This window comes from Methylophaga sp. UBA678 (genome assembly GCF_002299105.1).
Classification (GTDB): domain Bacteria; phylum Pseudomonadota; class Gammaproteobacteria; order Nitrosococcales; family Methylophagaceae; genus Methylophaga; species Methylophaga marina.
Window position 1 is genome coordinate 121,022 of the sequence record NZ_DBNG01000009.1, and the last position, 20,052, is coordinate 141,073.

Genomic DNA, 20,052 nt, shown 5'->3' on the forward strand with positions numbered 1-20,052 from the left:
TGGTGAAATTGGTAGACACAAGGGACTTAAAATCCCTCGCCCTAATCCGGCGTGCCGGTTCGATTCCGGCCCTGGGTACCATACGAATACGAAAGCCTCGATACTGCAAAGTCTCGGGGCTTTTTTATTTGTGCTGTAACAGCAGAATGTTTAGCTAGTACCGAGTGTTGTTGCAATGACTTATTGCTTATACGCTTGTTCGTACCTTGGCTGGCCATAAGGAACGCGCCTTCAATGACTGCATCATTCACTAAAACACACTGGCTTTTCTTGCTCCTGGCCGCCCTACTTACTGTGGCTCAGCCTTCAGCTGAAGCAGGTTTGATCTCCGGCTTGTCAAAATTAGGGAAAAGTATAGATGCACCGGATAGCCCCCATGGCTCGTCCTTTCGGTTTGCTGATGAGTTAGCCCATTATCCAGAAGGCGGCGTCGCCGAAATTAGTTTTAACCCTAGTCAAAATCAATGGCTAGCAAAAACACCCGATGGCAAAAGCGTACCCGTTCATCAATTCACTGAAACCGCGGCAGATGCAAACAAGCAAGCCACCTTATTACTATCGGAAAGTCATCTCCCTTATTCTCTGGATGCCTTTAATAAACTCCCCTCGGACGTAGCCATCAAGATTAAATCTCGACAAGGCAAAACCTATTCACTCACCACCAGCCCAACAACCAAACTCATTGATAAACACATCAGCATTAGTATTAGCGATATCAGTGCATTAAAAACGGCCATGTGGCAATTACAACGCCCCATCTCTTCGTCAAATATGCGGTTGATTCAACTGGCTGATAATCCTGAGGTTACGCTACCTAAACAAAATTACGGTTCAAAAATACCGGTGGATAAAGTCGGCACGAAGCAGTTGCTGAACGCACTCAAAACAATGCGTCAGCAAACCTTTGTTATTTCAGCCAAGGTAGAAAATGGCTTTTTAATGCATGGCAAAGAAAAAATCGCTGTGAAGGATTTAGAAAAGGTCGCTGCTGATAGAGATATCAGCCTGATCATTCTCGGCTCAGATAAACCGAAAAAGACCTTACAAACCTTGGCTAAAGACTGGCAAAAAAAGAAAGATGATGGCAGTTTAAATACATACACTACTGGTGATTTTTACAATGCCTTTGCTGCTAAAAATTCGTCGGCTCCAATACCTGTTGGTATTGATTCCTCTGGGAAGTTACGCACCGCACTGCATTTTGATCATCGCGCACCAACTAAAGCAGCCGTCGAAAAGCAAAGCAGTAGCCTCGAGCTCGCCTCAATGCCACTGAATGTTTTAGCAAAATCGGCCATGCTACTTCAGCCCAATGAAGCACGTGCAAAAGAACTGGATGATCGTATACACCCACTCATTCCGTCATGGGTTCATCTTTCTTTAATCGCTTCATTAGCGATTGGCCTGGTCTCCTACAAAACATCCTGGTTCTTATACCTCAAACTCTGGTCCTCACCAGTCAGAGTCAATTACCCAACTTGGCATGCATTCACCATTCGTTATCTGCTGCACCGATTGGGCTTTGTTCTGCTTTATCTGCCATTACTGGGCTTTATTAGCCCGATCTATATATTGATAACCTGGACTTACAAAATTATTCACTTTTTGCTGATTCGTCCCGCTTCTTGGATTTTAAGCAAATTCAGTTAGGGAAAAGCCAAAGCATGGATAGGACTCAACTTGATTAATCAACAATCAACTCTATTGATTTTAAATGAGCTGAACAGACGTATTTCCTGAGATAGCATCCCTTTTAACCAGTTTTATTCCCAATACCAAATGTCAATATTGATATTGCAGACCGAGCAATACTTCGTGGGCTTTTAAATCGAAGTCTATGTCTCCTACATTGAAGGTAGGGCCGCCAGCTGTATAAGAGTTTGAAGCTCGTGCTTCTCCCATATCAAGATAACGATAAGACAGATCGAGTTTCAAATGTTCGGTAATATCGTAAAGGACACCAGCACCAATTTGCCAGGCAAAATCATTGTGGGTATCACCGAATAGGGTACCTGCATTCGTAAACTTCATGTCTTCGGTTTTGTTTCGTGCCCAGCCAATGCCGCCCTGCAGATAAGGGGAAAATGCGCCAGTATCCAAACCGGCTGCGCGAAATGGGTCGACATAGATGTTAAGCATCGTCGACCAGTTCGAAGTTTGAAACGCGCCGTCATCAATTTCGTTAATGGCTTTGTTCGGAATGCCATCCGCATCAAGATAAGTCCCGACCTCTGTCATTTTATCGCGGTATGACACCGTAATATCTGCCCGTATAAAGTCGTTTAGTTTGGCGCCTACGCCGATTTGATAGCGTTCGCCGCTATCACGATCCATATCCAAAGTATCGTACTCGCTAGGGTCAAGAAAGCGGACATCATCATCAATCGTGGTGGAATACCCCAGATCTACACGCAGATAGGGTGAAAACATCCATCCATCATCCGCATACGCAGGACTATTTAGCCCGATAATGCTCAAAAGGCTAATGAAGCTAATCCAAGAAATCTGCCGAGGATTAGGCATTTTTGCTGATATCCAGTTCCGTGAAAACATTTATGCTGCTCCCTAATTAAGTAAATAATTTTAAATATTTATATCAGGTCTTCCCTTCGGAAGATATCGTGAATGACTATTTGTTTTCTATTGAAGCATATCAAGTAAGTTATCTGTCCCAAACATTGAGTAAGCTGTTTTCAAAATTCCTTTCAAAAATGCAAGAATGGTTATTATCGCTGAATAAGGATAGTGCCCCATTCATTTTGTGTGGGGATTATCGCAATACCAAAGCCATCAGGAATATCAATAATGAAACTCTCCTCCGAGAATATGACTTCAGAAGTCTCGACACTCGACGACCTGGCACAACAGACAAGCTATTCGTTCATGGACTCACTTAACCGTGATCCTGACGCGACGGTAAATGGCGAAGATCACTATCCAAGGCAAGTCTTCTCGGGTCATTATGTACCGGTAAAACCGACGCCAATCGAGAACCCCGTATACGTCACACACAGCAAAACCTTTTTTGAGGAACTGGGTTTTGCTGACAGCATGGCAACGTCGCAAGACTTCCTTCAGATGTTCTCCGGCGATCTCACTCATGTTCCTGAGCCTATACGTCCAGTCGGTTGGGCGACAGGTTACGCCCTCTCTATTTACGGTACGGAATACACTCAACAATGTCCCTTCCAAACCGGTAATGGCTACGGTGATGGTCGAGCCATTTCCGTATTAGAAGCCGTTACCAAGGGCCAACGCTGGGAAATGCAGTTAAAAGGTGGTGGTCGAACACCCTACTGTCGTGGTGCAGATGGTCGGGCCGTTTTACGATCAAGCATTAGAGAATTCATAGCTCAAGAACACATGCATGCACTCGGTGTACCCACATCACGTTCATTAAGTTTGTATGCCTCCACAACGGAACGTGTCAGACGGCCGTGGTATTCGGAGGGTTCAATGTCAAATGAACCGGACATCGTTATCAATGAACCGGTTGCCATCTCTACACGCGTCGCCCCCTCTTTTATTCGGGTGGGTCAACTTGAGCTATTTGCTCGTCGTGTTGTGAATCATGCACATGAAAATGCCATGGATGAGCTGGAAAAGATCGTCTTGCACGTCATCGATCGAGAATATGCTGACGTTATCGATAACAACCTGAATATCGAAACCAAAGTCATTTCACTTGCCAAGGCGTTTCGTGAACGCCTCACCTCGCTTATCGCTAACTGGATACGTGTCGGTTATTGCCAAGGTAATTTCAACAGTGACAACTGCGCTGTTGGCGGCTTTACGTTGGACTACGGCCCTTTTGGTTTCTGTGAAACGTTTGATCCTCTATATCAGCCATGGATCGGCGGCGGACGTCATTTCTCATTCTTTAACCAACCCGCTGCGGCAGCACGTAACTTCGCCATGTTTTGTAAAGGCATACAGCCTTTGCTCAAGGGCGATCAGCATTACCTATCAGAGCTTGAAGACGTTCAACAGGGTTTTGCTGACGTGATGCAAACGCAATTGGAAAAGATGTGGGCAGCTAAACTCGGGCTTGAGGATTATAACGAGGCATTATTCAGCGAGCTCATCAGTCTGATGACACTGACACCCGTTGATTACACCATTTTCTTTCGTGAGCTCTCAGCGTTGCCAGACGACATTGAGCCACTGAAAAAAAGCTTTTATGGTGAACTGAATCCTGCTGAAAATGGCATTAACTCGACACCTCCAAACGCTCAGGATATTGAGCAACACTGGTCAGCATGGCTTGATAAATGGCAAACGCTGCTAGGTATCAGTGACAAAAACGATGTAACCGCTTCACGCTCCCGTGAAGCGGTTTCTAATCAGATGAAACAGGTTAATCCGAAATATAGTTTGCGAGAGTGGCAGCTCGTTGCTGCTTATAAACAAGCAGCCGAAGGTGAATACACACTCCTTCGTGAGTTACAGGATGTGATGACGCAACCTTACGCAGAACAATCAAAAGACATCGAAGAAAAATACTATAGGCTTATGCCAACAGAGCTTAGTGATATCGGCGGCGTATCACATTATAGTTGCTCGTCATGAGTCGAAATTAATCAGGTCAAAGCGTGTTATTGTAATTAGGTTAGGGTTTGCTTAATAGAATCAAGTTAGCTGACGCTTGATACTCTCTAACACGCTTGACTTAGTGAGTATTAAATTTAACACAACAATAAATATCAACTTATCTAATCTATAAAGCGTTGAAATTCTCTAGGTAACAATTTAAGTAACTGGGTATCGTCCAGAATATAAAGGTCGTACGTTAATTCGAGTTGTTGGAGAAAACTTACATATCGGCTAACACATCCACCGCTTGTCCTTGATGCAGCTCCTCTCTTGAAATGCCCAGTTGAAGAATCTGTGTAGAGTTTACTAGAAAGCTTCATCACTCCTTCCATTGAAAGGATGTCCTGCCGTGCCATCAATTGCTCAATCAACTCTCCTCGTACAGGTAGTTCTTTGCATAGGAGGTATCTGACATCTTTTCCATAACGGGAGACGAGTTGCCATGTAATATACGCAGAGTGTCTATATCTATGTTTGTAATCAGAGCTAAGAATATAGTTGTAAGGCATACTTGCCTTTCGTGTCTTATCTCTACGAACCGGACATAATTGTTCGAACCAAAAAAGTGCAATCCAAGTCCATAAGCCGCGATCACCTATATACCTCTGATTATCGATTTTATTCATTATTTCAACGAGATATTCTCCCATTTCATACCTTGACCGGAAATAATGATTTTGTATGTCTACAGCGTCAGGGATTTCTTCACTCATGTCTGGATGAGTAAGCATATAAGCAGGAAAATTCTCTGTACTTCCATCTCTTAGTCTGAATATATATTCGTTAAACTCTTTGCATCCATAATCAGTCAGTTTTCTAATTTTCATTGCTCTTCATCCGTGTATGCATCTATGAGTCGTTTTGAGAACTCAAACCTTTTGGCAAACTGCTCAATAACATCATCGAGCCATTTTTCCCTTTCTTGAATATCCATTTCTATGGGAGAAGAATCAGTAAAGTTCTGACTAAAACCTAGCCATTTATTAAAACCATCACTATCAATATCTACATCTTCGGAAAACAGATATTTACTGAGTATTTGGCTCATTGCAGACGGCAATATAAGAGCCTGAAATATCGGATCTGAACGCATTTTTTCCAGAGCATTTGGTATGTTATTATTTATAATCAACTCTGGCTTATCGAGGTCATCAAAATCAAGTTTCCAGCAGAGATTATCAAGGGGTAGAGCTCTGACACTTAAAAGGCTTGATTTTTCTTCATCATTGAAATCAAACCTGAACCCCTCACCAGAAGCAAGTATCAAAGCATGCTCAGACGACTCATCAACCACTAAGACTCGAAAGTTTGCAGTACCAGTAAGATCTAGTTGATTCAATTGCCTATCTGTTGGTGGAATGATATGACCCAAAGTACCAAAATCAAATCTTTGCCTAGTCTCTTTGTACCAAGCCTCAACATATAGCTTTGCATCCTTGGGCATGTCTCTTTGATTAATTTCGAAATTAACATTAAAACATGGTGACGATTGTCCTTTTTCCTCCAAAACTTCAAAGCTCACTTCATTTTGAAGAATCTTATGTCTGCCTGTGTAATTGAAAGTTCTTAACATGAATCCCCCTCCTTTCTACACAACCCTAATTTTCAGATCACGATTAGTATCAAAACCGCTTACTTCAATATAGAAAGGTATTGAAGTTATATTAAAAACTATATCCTGTCCCCCTGCACTATCGATATCTACACCACCAGATACTAATTTATTGATCTCTTTATTTTTACCAGTATCAAAATCGTAGGGGCTCCACTTTTTGAACGCATTACCTCTGGATACTTCATAAGCCAATTTAAGAGAAACTTTCCTAGGGAGATCGCCATCAGTGAGCCCTTCTCCTTGCTTAAGGATTAGCCCACCACTCACACGATTAACTGAAAACTTAGGCTTAGATCTGTTTATTATTATTGGCTTAGGCGGCTTGGGTACTCTAGGTCGTTTTTTCTTGGCTGTTTTTTCTGGTTCATGAAACCAAAAGAATTGATTAAGAGCATTTTCATCTTTTTCTTCAGTAACATCAGCAAGCAAATCATATAGTTGGACCAGAGCTTTTTTTATCATTGTTACAGAACGTTGAGATGATTGATAATTTTTCCTCAACTTTTCTGTATTAGTTGTCCATAGTGTATGTGCGGCATTTTCCGCATCACCTAAGAAAGCACATATGGGTTCCTCTTCGGCGACAAGAACACCTAAAGCCCTTCTTTCTCTGAACTTAGTTTCAGATGGAAGCGTTAGCCCCCCCCTAACATACAAATCAAGTCCTTTATCAAGATCAGTTGGCCTTTTGATAAAGATTGAAAAGCCTGTTGAATATGATGTGGCATCCTTCTTGATTATAGATATGGGCATATGAAGAGAAACAAGTTCTCCGTTAGTAAATTGTTCTCGTATTTCAGCAAGGACTTCAGGTTCAAAGTCACCCTCATCTAACTTTTCATCTTTTGTCCAACTCTCTTTCATTCTCAATAATTTAGCAGGGTCTCGCGATGAGGCCTCTTCAATAAAGTCAAAAAGTGTATCTATCTGAGAAAAGTGTTCATGCGCATGTTTATGTGCAAGCTCACGTATATTTGATGAGCTTATATGAGTAGTATTAATTCTAACTTCAAGCTTTTTTGTAATTATTGGATAAAAGTAGTTTTGAATAGTAATTCCAATCATACGATCACTATTGAGATTATTAGGATATGGGATAACTATTGAGAGACCTGAGTTCCCTCCTCTTTCAAGGCCAAAATATTTTACAAATTCATCCACAAAAGCTTCGTCCTGAACAGGGATAGGAAACTGTTCTAGAGGATCATCTTCTTTTTCTAAATCACAAAAGAAAGCATGGGGCGTATAATCAATATTATCAATTGTATGGAGGTCTAGTACCGTTTGGCCCATCAAATGATATGATTCATCCTGTTGCCTTTTAGTGAGGCCAAAAAAGACCCGAGCTTGACTAGTGCATGAATAAACAAGTTTACCTAGTCCCCAACGGCCACGGTTTTTACCTGATTTGTGGGACTTTCCATGTCTGCGCCAAAAGTCAGTAAAATTATCATTATCTTTTTTTCTAACAGAGCCAGTTAGACCTTTAGTACCAAAATCCTCTATAACCAATGCTGAAGGATTTAGGGGATCAAAAGCTGTTAGATCGAGACGTGAAGCTCGAGCATGTTCTTGTTGTTCTGATAAAAGTTTTTCCATAAAGCCTTGCTGAAGTCCACTAGACATATCTAAAAACGTAAATGTAACTTTAACAGTCTCATCTTCGTTTAATGCTGCATCCAAACTATTTTGGATTGCTTCTCTAACAATTGTCTCTGAAAGCTGTAACTCATCATTATCAAACTGATCGCGTTGTGTAATTTCAGTTTCAACCTGATCCTTAGAAACTCTTGGAAAATGCCATTTCATACCAGCTCCCTGTTGTTAGCGATAGTGTTCTTGAAATTCTAAGTTATCGCTTTTTTCGTTTTCTTTCTACATCTGTAATAAATTTATCTTTTACATACATACTTATTAAGTAATATGAAGCCAATCTACAGAGGAAAGCTGACTCAACTCCTTCGAATAATTTTTTTATTTATAAGTTGAAATACATGTAAAGCAATTTTTTTAGCTAAGTATGCGGGAACTGCATTTCCAACTTGTTGATACTGCCATCCCTGACTACCTTCAAAGTAATAATCATCGGGAAAAGTCTGAATTCTTGCTGCCTCTCGAACAGTCAAAGAACGATTCTGGGCAAGATCATAATGAATTTGAGCATGACCATCTTTTCTCAAATGACTAGTTATGGTGTAAGGAACAGTTTGTGAGCTAACTGTTCGGAATCTGTCTGCATGATTACCTGTGTTCCAGTTTCCGTGCTCAGGAGAAAGTGGCAATGGAAAATCTTTGCTTTTTGGTGATGGACTAACCATTTGTTCGTGAGCAGAGGCCCATGCTGCAGAAAACATATATCGCTTCAGATCTTCTTTCATGTGTCCTCTTGTCACATGGTTTACCGCACCTTGGATGTCTCTATTTAGCCATGAGTACAAATCGGGATAATTTTGTCTGAACCTATTAGTAAATAATGACTGTTTCTCAGAATCACGACAAAAAAGATTGTTACCTCTTCCATCACCTTCCGCTACAAAATTTCCATCATCACAACTCATCAAAATTTTTAACGTTTTAGAGTATGCACTAAGATAGTGGCTGCGAAGCTTCAAGTAGTCACCGGTAAATATAGTGCCAGACATCCGAAAAATCTGATATCTAGATAGCTTGCTACTTTCGAGTTTTCTTCTACATATTCCAAATGCAACATCTTCTGCAGTTCTTGGCTCAGATAACAATGTAATCAACTCATTCTTATGCTTATACCAATTTCGTAACCAAGCATTAGCATCATCTACCTCATCACTCATCCCACTTCTCAATATTGGCAAACCAGTCAAAAGGTCTGCAGTCTTTGGAGGAGGGTCAGCCAACTCCAGATAATCATCTATCAAGCCATACTTATGTTTGATTCCCAACAAAATGACTCGCTTTCTATTTTGTGGAACCCCATACTTACTAGCAGTTATGACGTAGTCGGAGTTCTTTATATACACTGGACCATTCTGAGTAGTTGCTTTTTGATCCGGCTCTTTTACGAATGAGTAGATATCATATTGTTCTTTGCGGATGCGCTCAGGCATAACAAGTTCTTGCTTAATTTTTTCAAATATAAACTTTCCATCTGCTAATTTAGCAGTGAGAATACCTTCAACATTTTCCATGACAAAAATATCAGGATCAGCTCTATCCAGAACCTTGAGATACTCTTGATACAGAAAAAAACGTTCATCACTTTCTGGTGAATAGTCTTTTTCTGCTTTAACCCTATTCCTTCCATTCACGGAATATGCCTGACAAGGTGGACCACCTATTACTACTAATGGACCTTTATGCTCTTTTCTAATCTCATCAATTCTCTTCATAATGAGCAACTCATGCTCTGTCGGCTCATCATCTTTAGCTGATAATGGTTCGCCTGCCTTGATTTTTTTCCATTTCTCCGGATTACCCAACGCGCAAGGCCCTCCCATGGTCTCATACAAAGCCTCACTCCATTTTTTCTTGAGCTGTCCGATCATGATCTGAAAATTTTGCATTTTTTCAGACTCATCATGACTTTCTATGTACGGGTAATAAAATTTATTTCGCTCTTCTTTCGTTAACTTTCTGTAGAAAGCTCTTAGTGTTAAAGTTCGATGGGCATACTTCTCATGCTCAACAGACATTGCAATCTGAAAAGGAGAGTTATCACTACAACTACTAAAACCTTCGCCCAGACCACCTGGCCCAGCAAACAAATCAATTACTTTTATTTTTTTTGCTTTCATCTTTTACCGATCTACTAATTGTTCATAAGATAATACCAGGTCCAATAATCATATGGAGCTTGAATCGTGTCAGACGTACATAACGCCAAAACAAGATCGTTCAATATGTCAAAAATTAAGAGTAAGAATACAAAACCTGAGCTGATCTTAAGGAAAGCAATCCACGCAAAAGGACTTCGATATAAACTTCACGATAAATCTCTGCCCGGTCGACCAGATATTGTTTTTCCAAAATTTAAAGCTATCATCGAAATAAAAGGCTGTTTTTGGCATGGGCATGACTGTGACTACTTCAAATGGCCAAAAACACATTCTGAATTCTGGAAAAAGAAAATATCATCCAACATTGAGAGGGATAAGAAAACACTTCTAAGACTTCAAGATCTAGGTTGGAGGACTTTAACAATCTGGGAGTGTACTTTAAAAGGTAAAAATAAATTACCACTGCCTGAGTTGACTGAATACGTAGAGTCTTGGTTAGCAGAGTACCATGCATCCACAGAATTAGACTCTAAGAAAATCAAGCGTCAGCCAATTTGATAATTAAACCAAAATAAAACCGCTGCCCTCTCGATTCCTCTTTTAAAGTATCCGCTTTCCAATCGCCTTAATTTTTTTGCCAAATTCTTTCGAATCACCTTTAAGGCATACAACAAAAATGGGGAAACCCGAATTTAAAGCATTTGGAAATCAAGGGGAGTATTCTTGAACAGGAAACCTTATTAATCTGCCACACCTGTTAGCCTATAACTCGTACTCCGTCCACCGCCTGGGTTTTGTATAAAGAGTTGTCGTGTAACTAAATCCTGAATATCGCGTAATGCCGTGTCGTTTGAGCACTTAGCTAACTTTGCATATTTAGAGGTGTTCATGTGTCCCTCAAAATCATCTTCTAACATACGGTTAATAATGTTGCGTTGACGTTCATTTACCGGGTTTTGGTTAACTCTATCCCATAATCTGGCTTTGAATAACACATTACTTAGCGTTTCATCTGCATTGGTAATAGCCTGGCCCAAACAATCTAAAAACCAGCTTAGCCATTCTGTGATATCCGGTGTTGCTCGTTGTTGTTTTTCGAGATGTGCGTAGTACTGTTTTCGCTCACTCTCAATTTGATTAGACAGACTATAAAACCGCTCGGGCATCTTATCTGCTCTTGCCAATGCCATATCGGCAATCGCTCGAGCAATTCGGCCATTTCCATCTTCAAAAGGGTGAATAGTGACAAACCAGAGATGAGCAATGCCGGCTTTGATAACAGGGTCGATAGCAAATTTACTCTCAAACCATTTTATAAACGTGCTCATTTCTGCATTCACTTTTTCAGTGGCTGGCGCTTCAAAATGAATCTTTTCCCTTCCGATTGGACCTGAAACGACTTGCATAGGGTCATTCTCAACTAAGCGCCAATCGCCCACAGTGATGTGGTGCATACCACTTCTCCCAGTCGGGAAAAGTGCTGCATGCCAATCAAACAAACGTGCTTTTGTTAAAGGTTTGGAAAAAAATTGTGTTGCATCCAGCATCATTTCCACGATACCTTCAACATCAGGACTAGCTGGAATCAAACCACCAATATCCATACCCAAGCGACGAGCAATGGAGGAACGTACTTCCTCAGGATTTAGAGTATGACCTTCAATGGCTGAAGACTTCACCACATCATTAGTTAATGTTCTGAGGCTGGCTTCTCTTCTCAAGTCAAAGCCGATCGCTTCCATTCTGCCAAGCAAACGGCCCTGCTGATGACGAATATCAGCCAGCTTGACAGCTAGGACGTCTGCATTCCACGAAAAGTCAGGCCAGTTGTTGTGTTGGTATATCCACATATTAATCACCGCAAATTATGCAGTGATAATAGTCTTTATTCACCGCAACAACAAGCTTGTTCACTGCATTTAATGCGGTGATTAACCACCTTATTCACCGCAAGCAGTTAGTTTTTTGCCAGTGGTGGTTTATAAATAGGAGTGGCAAGAAGCAATTGCCTGAAACCCAATAAAGTCAGAGTGATTGATTTTATTTTCGCTGCTATTTCACCAACAGCAATCAATTATTTAGCGTCAAATACAACACTTGTCGCGACACATTTCCTACCTTCTATTTTTACGTGAACCGTTGCTTCTTTATTCATATACGCAGGCCCTTTCATGTGTGAAGCAAGAGGTGGGGCTATCGTCAACGTCTTGTCGCAGCGTTCAAATAGACTTTTCTGTGTGATATCCCCCGCGTTTAGCTGACGCATAATCATGCTTGAAGGGTGCAAACGAGCCACAAGGACTTTTATCGTGCCCTCAAATTGATAGGCATTATCCTCAGTTGCTTTGCTTTGGCTTGCCTGTTCTCGCTCGTTTTTGCTTGCCAGTACTTTATAGTCAGTAAATTTGCACCATCTGGCAGAACCACCACTGCTGGTGAGTTTAACTAGCTGACCATTTAATAACTTTAGCTTCGAGCCTGCGTGTTGCTCAAAAAATAACTTAGCCTCTTTGGCTGAAAAATTCTTATCAAGAAAATAGGCTCGGCAGTTTGCTGTCCCCGCGTCTTCCTTCTTGAGAAAAGTCAATTGAATAGGTAAGGGGCGTTTGACGTTGAACACGCCTAAACTGAGGGGGTGATCGACTTTCATGCGATAACTCTGCTCTGCAACGAACTCATGAGCAGCCCATGTTTTTTCATCCTTAAGGATCCCCTCAATATCTCCTATGCTTTCTCTAGAGAGAGTTGGTTTTGTGCCTCCTGCAAAGGCAGAAAAACTGAGAATAACTGACACAAATAAGAACATCATCTTGAACATCTATTACTCCATGTATATTGGTTGTAGCTTAGGTAAGCAAAGTTAAGTTGCTTAGATTGGATTATCTTTCACGGCTTAAATTTGTGGCTGGATGACAGCCGTTTTTTATAAGACCGGTTTTTTTGATCAATTGGGAATTGGATACTTTCTGAGTAGAGGCCATGATTATGGCAAGGTATCCGTTCCGAATGGTGTTTGAGTCCTTTTTGTAAACAACTCACTACTTTTTAGTAGCTGTAAGAAGTTGTTTATCTTGGTTAAATATTCCATAGTTTGTCACGCTAAGCAACGTTCAATTGTGATGAGCGTTATATTAAGGTTTCATAGACCAGATATTATCGTTCGGTCTTTACGTAAAAATGACAGCTATCTTTTTACAGTGAATGTATAAATTTGTGATCAGTGATCGCTCTTAAATCACTTTTTTGACGATTTAATTCTTATATCCAATTGCAGTAAAACTTGCCCTGAATGAAGTAATGCCTTTTGTATGGCAGATAAATAGATATTCGCTCATTAAAGGCCCTTGGGAATCAAAATCAAAAAGGCCAAACAACTTACGCTGTTTGGCCTTTTTTTATTGATAGAAAATAATTAATCAGTGTGATTTCATGCGTTCAATCGTGGTGGTGAGTACACGTTTGATTTTATCGGTCGCTCCGGTAAACGCTTGTTTAACAGAGGCGGCGTCATGGGTGACCACATTAGGTTGATGACCTTCTATGCGAGCTTCAATCAGGCAGCGAATATCATCGGCTCCGCCTCGGTTTTCACTGTTTTGATCGCTTAGGTGGACTTCGATACGAGTGACGTGCTCGTCGAAGCGTTTAAGAGCGTGTTGTAATTCCTCACGAATCGAATCAGTGAGCGTATCGTCACCTGGAATATGACGATCGGTATTTACCTGAATTTGCATGTTATCTCCTTGAAAGGTGAATAAACCGCTTTTTATGACAATGTGAATTATTAAAGAATTCCATGGTCATTTTTTATATGGCGTTCATATTGACCTATTTCAAGCAACCCCCTTTAACCCAAAGCAAGTCATGGGTAAGGGCAATATTGTTAGACTCAAATATTTATTCTTCCAAAATCTAGTTAAGTTATCGTTTTCACTCAAAGGAGGACACGATGCAGCACCTTTATAAGTACAGCGCCGCGATCAGTATTATGGCCATCAGTCTCACTGGCTGTGGTGATACCTCAAAAATTGCTTCACAAGCTGATGTCGGGCCAAATCCCGTCCTGGTCGCGCCAGAATCATCGCTTATTCCTACATTAAATATTGCCCCCGCAGAAGGGTGGCCGATTGATGAAAAACCCACTGTTGCTGAAGGGCTGATGGTGAACCGGTTTGCTGTGGATTTAGATCATCCCCGCTGGTTGTATGTCTTACCCAACGGCGATGTATTGGTGGCTGAGTCAAATGCACCGAAGAGCGAAAGCTCAGATTGGAGCTTTAAATCCTGGATTAAAGGCATGGTATTAGAAGATGCAGGTGCAGCTGTACCTAGTGCTGATCGCATTACCTTACTTCGTGATGAAGATAACGATGGCGTCGCTGAAACACGGCATGTGTTTTTAGAGAATCTGCATTCACCCTTTGGGATGGAGCTCATCGGCGATGATTTTTATGTCGCCAATGCTGATGAGATTGTGCGATTCCCCTATGAAGAAGGACAAACTCAAATCACGGCTAAACCAGAGCATGTGACAGATTTACCAGGTGGCCCCATTAACCATCACTGGACCAAAAATATTATTGCCAATGAAGATGGCACCAAGCTGTATGCCACCGTGGGTTCCAACAGTAATATTGGTGAAAACGGCATGGAAGCAGAAGAAAACCGTGCCGCCATTTTAGAAGTGGATTTGCAAACGGGTGAGAAACGCTTATTTGCCTCCGGTTTACGTAATCCAAATGGACTGGACTGGCAGCCACAAACTGGTGAACTTTGGACAACGGTCAACGAACGTGACGAAATTGGCAGTGATCTGGTGCCGGACTATATGACCTCAGTTAAAGAGGGTGCTTTCTATGGCTGGCCTTATAGTTATTATGGACAACATGTCGATACCCGAGTGCAACCACAACGGCCTGAGTTAGTAGAAAAAGCCATCAAACCCGATTATGCATTGGGCGCACATACGGCCTCATTGGGCTTGACGTTTTATGAAGCGGATTTACTGGCTGACAAATATCAGAATGGCGCGTTTATTGGACAACATGGCTCCTGGAACAGAAAACCGTTAAGTGGCTATAAAGTCATTTTTGTGCCATTTAAAAATGGTAAGCCTGATGGCCTGCCTCAAGAAATCTTGACGGAGTTCGTCAATGAAGATGGTGACGCAAGAGGACGTCCGGTCGGTGTGGTCGTGGATAAAATGGGCGGATTATTGGTAGCCGATGATGTCGGTAATACCATCTGGCGAGTTAGTCCAGAATAGTCGTTAAGACACATTCAGCAGACTGAAAGAGCAGATTTAGCAGCATCAATATGGTGCTGCTAAACGCTTTTTGTGTGCGACAAAAAAATGACCAAGCATGAGGGTTACCCCTAAAAAAGTATCTTTTGAGACGCACAGTGATCGATGAATCATCGTTCTCTCGATTCAACCGCTCAGCGATTTTTTTGAAACGTTAGGAAAATACGGCTATGGTCGATGTGTACTCAAGAAAAGTGGCGTTTTTAGACACAAACCCACTATCAACCAATAGCCTCTTCAATAAAGAAGTGAAGACAAAATAAGCCATGCCGATAGGATGCTATAACAGTGAATATTATGCCTTTGTTTATTATATTTTTTGCCCTTACTCTGTCTCTATCAGCCTGTGATGGACAAGGTGAGGACAAGAAAAACGAAGGTGCAGCAAAACAGGGCGCGAAGAGTCAGCAAGCTGTAGATGTCGGGTTCATTGAGATTAAGCCCATACCCGTTAATCGTAGTGATGAGCTACCCGGACGCGTGGTGTCCTATCAGGTTGCTGAAATCCGGCCACAAGTCAGTGGCATCATTCAGTCGCGATTGTTTAAAGAAGGGTCATTCGTAGAAGAGGGGCAGCAACTTTATCAGATAGATCCTGCTCGTTATGAAGCAGACTATAAAATGGCCATGGCTAATTTGCAGGATGCCAAAGCACGTGAAAAAAACGCAGAACTGCTAGTAAACCGCTATAAGTTGCTCATCCCATCCAATGCCGTGAGTCATCGAGAGTATGACGATGCACTTGCCAGTCATGAACAGGCAAAAGCGGCTGTCAGCCTGGCAGAAGCGGAAGTGAAAAATGCAAAAATCAACCTAGATTACACGCGCGTTTATGCCCCAATAAGCGGCTATATTAGTCCATCAAGTATTACAAAAGGCGCGCTTGTGACATCGCAACAAGAAATGCCGCTTGCCACGGTACGTCAACTTAATCCCGTTTACGTTGATTTGTCACAATCCGTAGAAGAAGTACGTGATTTGCAAGAACGTCTCTCGGCCTTACGCCTCAATAAAGCCTCCAAAGCCGAGTACGAAGTCTCACTATATATTGGTAACTCAAAACAACTTTATCCACACAAGGGCACGCTAGATGCCACGGATTTCTCTGTCGGTATGCAGACGGGCGCTATACGTTTGCGATCTGTGTTCGAAAATCCAAATACGATTCTTTTGCCAGGCATGTTTGTCTGGGCCTCCGTTGAGGAGCTTGGGCGTACCAAAGCGATCGTGATTCCACAAAAAAGCGTCATCATTGGTGCTGAGGGTAAAAAGAGTGTGTGGTTAATTGATGCTGACAATAAAGCGAGCAAGCATCCGGTTGAAATTGGGACGGCTTATGGCAACAACTGGATTGTGCTCAATGGCCTCGAAACTGGCGATCGTCTGATTGTAGAAGGAACGATGATGCTACGGCCCGGTGCCACTGTGAAGCCTCAACAAATGGAAGCCGAGTTGAGTGACATAAGTCCTGATATAGCGCCTGATTCATCCGAAAACGCCTCATCCTCAGCGACTAATGAACATACTCCATCAGACAAAGCGGCTCAGAAAGAGGGTCAGCAGAACATGAGCGAGGATCGCTAGACATGCTCTCACGCTTTTTTATAGACCGCCCTATCTTCACCTGGGTAATTGCCATTTTCATCATCGGCTTTGGTTTGTTCTCGCTCTTTGAATTGCCGGTTGAACAATATCCCAGCATTGCACCGCCGAAAGTGTCCATATCCGCTACCTATCCTGGCGCATCAGCTGAAACACTTGAAAACACAGTGACACAGGTGATTGAGCAAAATCTGACGGGTATCGATAACCTTCGTTATATTCAGTCGCAAAGCTCTTCCTCTGGCCGAGCCACCATTACACTGACTTTTGAACCTGGCACTGACACCGATATCGCTCAGGTACAAACTCAAAATAAAGTCTCACAGTCCTTATCTTCCTTGCCAACGATTGTTCAGCAGTTGGGCGTGCCTGTTGAAAAAGCAGGCAATAGTAACGCGTTGATTATTGGGTTTTACGCCAAAGACGGTTCAATGGACCGGAATGATATCTCTGACTTTTTGGTATCCAATATTGAAGAACCGCTAAGTCGTGTTGATGGTGTCGGAAAAATTCAAACCTTTGGTGCCGAACATGCCATGCGGATCTGGCTCGACCCGCGGAGTATGAATAATTTTAATATCACGGCATCAGATGTGATTAATGCTATTCAAGAACAAAATGTGCAACTGGCGACAGGTGAGATAGGCGGCACGCCACAGGCAAAAGAACAGCAGATTAATGCCACCATTACCGTGCAGTCTCTGCTTTCTACACCAGCCGAGTTTGAGTCCATTTTATTAACAGTGCTTGAAGATGGCTCGCAGGTCACTTTGGGAGATGTCGCTCGGGTCGAAATAGGGGCTGAAGACTACAATATTATTGGTCGCTGGAACCGACAACCAGCATCGGGTATCGCTATTGAACTGGCTTCCGGAGCCAATGTGCTGACGACCATTGAGAACGTCAAAGAACGCGTTAAAGACTTTGAGAGCATCATTCCGCCTGGCCTTGAGGTGGTGTACCCCATTGATGTATCAACATTTATTAAGTCGTCTATTTTTAATGTGGTGATGACCCTCTTCATGGCCATCGGTTTGGTCATTCTGGTCATTTTCATTTTCTTACAAAATATCCGGGCAACATTTATTCCGGCAATTGCTATTCCTATTGTGTTGCTTGGCACATTTGGGGTGATATTGACGCTCGGTTATTCAATCAATGTACTCACCCTGTTTGCCCTTGTGCTTGCCATCGGCATGTTGGTGGATGATGCGATAGTGGTTACCGAAAATGTGGAGACAAAATTAGAGCAAGATCCGGATCGTGATCCTAAAGAAGCCACTCGTGCCGCAATGAAGGAAATTTCTGGCGCACTTGTTGGCACCACGGTGGTTATCTGGGCAGTATTTTTACCGATGAGTTTTTTTGAGGGCTCGGTCGGGGTGATTTATCGTCAATTTTCCATCACGATTTCTGTCGCCATGGCGATATCACTGTTTATCGCCTTAACCTTATCCCCCTCTCTTTGTGGCGAGATTTTGAAATCAAGAAAAAGCCAAAAAGAGAAAGGATTCTTTGGTTTATTTAATCGTGGCTTTACGAATCTTCGCCATGGCCATAAAACACTGCTGGACGGTCTGCTTGAAAATAAAGTTGTCTTACCGGCTGTGTTTCTTATCCTCATCGTGATCACCGCCATCACGCTCATGCGTATTCCCTCATCGTTTCTCCCGGATGAAGATCAGGGCCGTATATTTACTTTATTAACCGGACCACCCAGCTCTTCACTGGTGCAAACCGTCGAAAAGGTGAAAAAAATAGAAGATTTCTATCTGGATGATGCGGGTGATGCGGTTGACGGCCTTTTTACTGCTGCCGGTTTTAGCTTTTCAGGTCAGGGACAAAATGTCGGGCTCGCCTTTGTCAAAATGAAGAACTGGGATGAACGCGGTGAAGAAAATAATGTATTCAACATTAAGGACCGGGCAGCGCAGACTTTGTCACAAGTTCGTGACGCTATGATCTTTCCTATCGTCCCCCCGGCCATTAGTGCGTTGGGTAATTCCGGTGGCTTTGAGTTTCAGCTTGTTAACCGTGCCGGCCTTGATCATCAACAGCTTGTTGATGCCACCAATCAGTTTTTAGCGCTCGCCAATCAGAGTCCGCTTTTAACCCAGGTCAGGTTTAATGGCTTAAATGACAGTCCGCAATACGATCTCAAGATTGATCACATTAAAACACGTGCACTCGGTGTTCCATTAAGCACGGTCAACCAGACACTAAGCTCTGCATTGGGCGGCACTTACGTTAATGATTTTTTAGAAAATGGACGTATAAAACGCGTTTATGTTCAGGCTGATATCCCCTTCCGTATGCTGCCCGAAGATATCGATGACTGGTTCGTTCGCAATAATAATGGCGATATGGTGCAACTGGTAGAAATTGCCTCGGGTGAATGGACTTATGGTTCGCCCAAACTGACACGCTTTAATGGTGCTGCTTCAAGAGAAATACAGGGATCAACAACACCCGGGGTAAGCTCGGGCGAAGCATTACAGGAAGTATTAAAACTGGCAGAAAAACTGCCTGAAGGACTGGATGTGGCCTGGACAGGTTTGTCTTATGAAGAAAAGCAGGCGGGAACGAATACCCTTTTTCTTTATATCGTGTCGGCATTAGCTGTGTTTTTCATCCTCGCAGCACTTTATGAAAGCTGGGCTATTCCCGTCGCTATTATGCTAACCGTACCACTGGGCATTTTTGGAGCTGTCGTCGCAACCTGGCTCACAGGACAAGCGAATGATGTGTATTTTCAGGTTGGTCTGTTAATTACGATAGGCCTTGCTGCTAAAAATGCGATTTTGATTGTTGAGTTTGCAAAAAATAATTTCGAAGAAGGACAAACTGCTTTTGATGCCGCTTATTCAGCAGCACAACAGCGCTTTAGACCTATTTTAATGACCTCGCTCACTTTTATTCTCGGTGTGCTGCCATTAGCATTCGCATCCGGGCCAGGGTCAGCCGCACAAAACGCTATCTCTGTCAGCGTGCTTGGTGGCATATTTACGACGACACTCTTTGTCGTTTTCTTTGCGCCGTTCCTCTTTATTTGGGTCTATCGTCTTTTTAAAAAGGAAGTTGTGAAAGAGCATCAGACTTCAAATCAGGATGAGAAAAATGCATAGGGCCTGTTCTGAACAGATATGTTGAGATGCATCTTATTGACTAAAAATAGCCGTGCAGAA

General features: G+C 42.4%; 14 protein-coding genes and 1 tRNA gene. 7 read left to right on the plus strand and 8 right to left on the minus strand.

Annotation, left to right across the window (positions count from 1 at the left end; all coding sequences use genetic code 11):
• The first annotated feature begins 1 nt into the window (after window position 1).
• Both B3014_RS05170 and B3014_RS05175 read left to right on the plus strand, forming a co-directional pair.
• Window positions 2-81, plus strand: a tRNA-Leu gene (locus B3014_RS05170).
• A 153-nt stretch (window positions 82-234) separates the two neighbouring features.
• Window positions 235-1,650: a hypothetical protein gene (locus B3014_RS05175; protein ID WP_289243695.1), complete on the plus strand. Its 1,416-nt coding sequence runs from the start codon at window positions 235-237 to the stop codon at window positions 1,648-1,650.
• Between the two features lie 132 nt (window positions 1,651-1,782).
• Here the strand turns inward: B3014_RS05175 and B3014_RS05180 are convergent, their stop codons facing one another.
• The gene (locus tag B3014_RS05180; RefSeq protein ID WP_289243694.1) at window positions 1,783-2,553 is read right to left on the minus strand and encodes an outer membrane protein; all 771 of its coding nucleotides are present in this window, start codon (window positions 2,551-2,553) and stop codon (window positions 1,783-1,785) included.
• Window positions 2,554-2,805: 252 nt separating this feature from the next.
• Here B3014_RS05180 and B3014_RS05185 point away from each other — a divergent pair, with 252 nt between their 5' ends.
• On the plus strand, window positions 2,806-4,569 hold the full coding sequence (locus tag B3014_RS05185) for a protein adenylyltransferase SelO (RefSeq protein WP_289243693.1): 1,764 nt from the start codon (window positions 2,806-2,808) through the stop codon (window positions 4,567-4,569).
• A gap of 143 nt (window positions 4,570-4,712) precedes the next feature.
• Here B3014_RS05185 and B3014_RS05190 read toward each other — a convergent pair whose 3' ends face one another.
• The 4 genes from B3014_RS05190 to B3014_RS05205 form a co-directional block, all read right to left on the minus strand.
• Complete coding sequence (locus B3014_RS05190; protein WP_289243692.1) at window positions 4,713-5,420, minus strand: hypothetical protein; 708 nt, start codon at window positions 5,418-5,420, stop codon at window positions 4,713-4,715.
• Window positions 5,417-6,166 carry a hypothetical protein gene (locus B3014_RS05195; RefSeq protein WP_273178498.1) on the minus strand — a complete coding sequence of 250 codons (750 nt, stop codon included), beginning with the start codon at window positions 6,164-6,166 and terminating at the stop codon, window positions 5,417-5,419. Before B3014_RS05195 ends, B3014_RS05190 begins: the two co-directional genes overlap by 4 nt.
• Before the next feature lie 15 nt (window positions 6,167-6,181).
• Window positions 6,182-8,017, minus strand: a complete 1,836-nt coding sequence (locus B3014_RS05200) for a hypothetical protein (protein ID WP_289243691.1) — start codon at window positions 8,015-8,017, stop codon at window positions 6,182-6,184.
• 143 nt (window positions 8,018-8,160) lie between these two features.
• Window positions 8,161-9,978, minus strand: a complete 1,818-nt coding sequence (locus B3014_RS05205; RefSeq protein WP_273178502.1) for a DNA cytosine methyltransferase — start codon at window positions 9,976-9,978, stop codon at window positions 8,161-8,163.
• A gap of 66 nt (window positions 9,979-10,044) precedes the next feature.
• Here B3014_RS05205 and B3014_RS05210 point away from each other — a divergent pair, with 66 nt between their 5' ends.
• Complete coding sequence (locus B3014_RS05210) at window positions 10,045-10,518, plus strand: very short patch repair endonuclease (RefSeq protein WP_273178504.1); 474 nt, start codon at window positions 10,045-10,047, stop codon at window positions 10,516-10,518.
• 182 nt (window positions 10,519-10,700) lie between these two features.
• On the opposite strand, the gene B3014_RS05215 is transcribed toward B3014_RS05210, so the two are convergent.
• The 3 genes from B3014_RS05215 to B3014_RS05225 form a co-directional block, all read right to left on the minus strand.
• Entirely contained in the window at window positions 10,701-11,810 is a 1,110-nt protein-coding gene (locus B3014_RS05215; protein ID WP_289243690.1) for a Fic family protein, read from the minus strand.
• Window positions 11,811-12,034: 224 nt separating this feature from the next.
• The gene (locus B3014_RS05220; RefSeq protein ID WP_289243689.1) at window positions 12,035-12,778 is read right to left on the minus strand and encodes a hypothetical protein; all 744 of its coding nucleotides are present in this window, start codon (window positions 12,776-12,778) and stop codon (window positions 12,035-12,037) included.
• A gap of 598 nt (window positions 12,779-13,376) precedes the next feature.
• On the minus strand, window positions 13,377-13,694 hold the full coding sequence (locus B3014_RS05225; RefSeq protein ID WP_007144355.1) for an HPF/RaiA family ribosome-associated protein: 318 nt from the start codon (window positions 13,692-13,694) through the stop codon (window positions 13,377-13,379).
• Window positions 13,695-13,909: 215 nt separating this feature from the next.
• Here B3014_RS05225 and B3014_RS05230 point away from each other — a divergent pair, with 215 nt between their 5' ends.
• The 3 genes from B3014_RS05230 to B3014_RS05240 all read left to right on the plus strand — a co-directional run bounded on the left by B3014_RS05230 (window position 13,910) and on the right by B3014_RS05240 (window position 19,992).
• Complete coding sequence (locus B3014_RS05230) at window positions 13,910-15,226, plus strand: PQQ-dependent sugar dehydrogenase (protein WP_286305838.1); 1,317 nt, start codon at window positions 13,910-13,912, stop codon at window positions 15,224-15,226.
• Window positions 15,227-15,562: 336 nt separating this feature from the next.
• Window positions 15,563-16,849, plus strand: a complete 1,287-nt coding sequence (locus B3014_RS05235; protein ID WP_289243688.1) for an efflux RND transporter periplasmic adaptor subunit — start codon at window positions 15,563-15,565, stop codon at window positions 16,847-16,849.
• Window positions 16,850-16,851: 2 nt separating this feature from the next.
• Window positions 16,852-19,992, plus strand: coding sequence for an efflux RND transporter permease subunit (locus B3014_RS05240; protein ID WP_289243687.1), 3,141 nt, complete (start codon window positions 16,852-16,854; stop codon window positions 19,990-19,992).
• Window positions 19,993-20,052 lie beyond the last annotated feature (60 nt).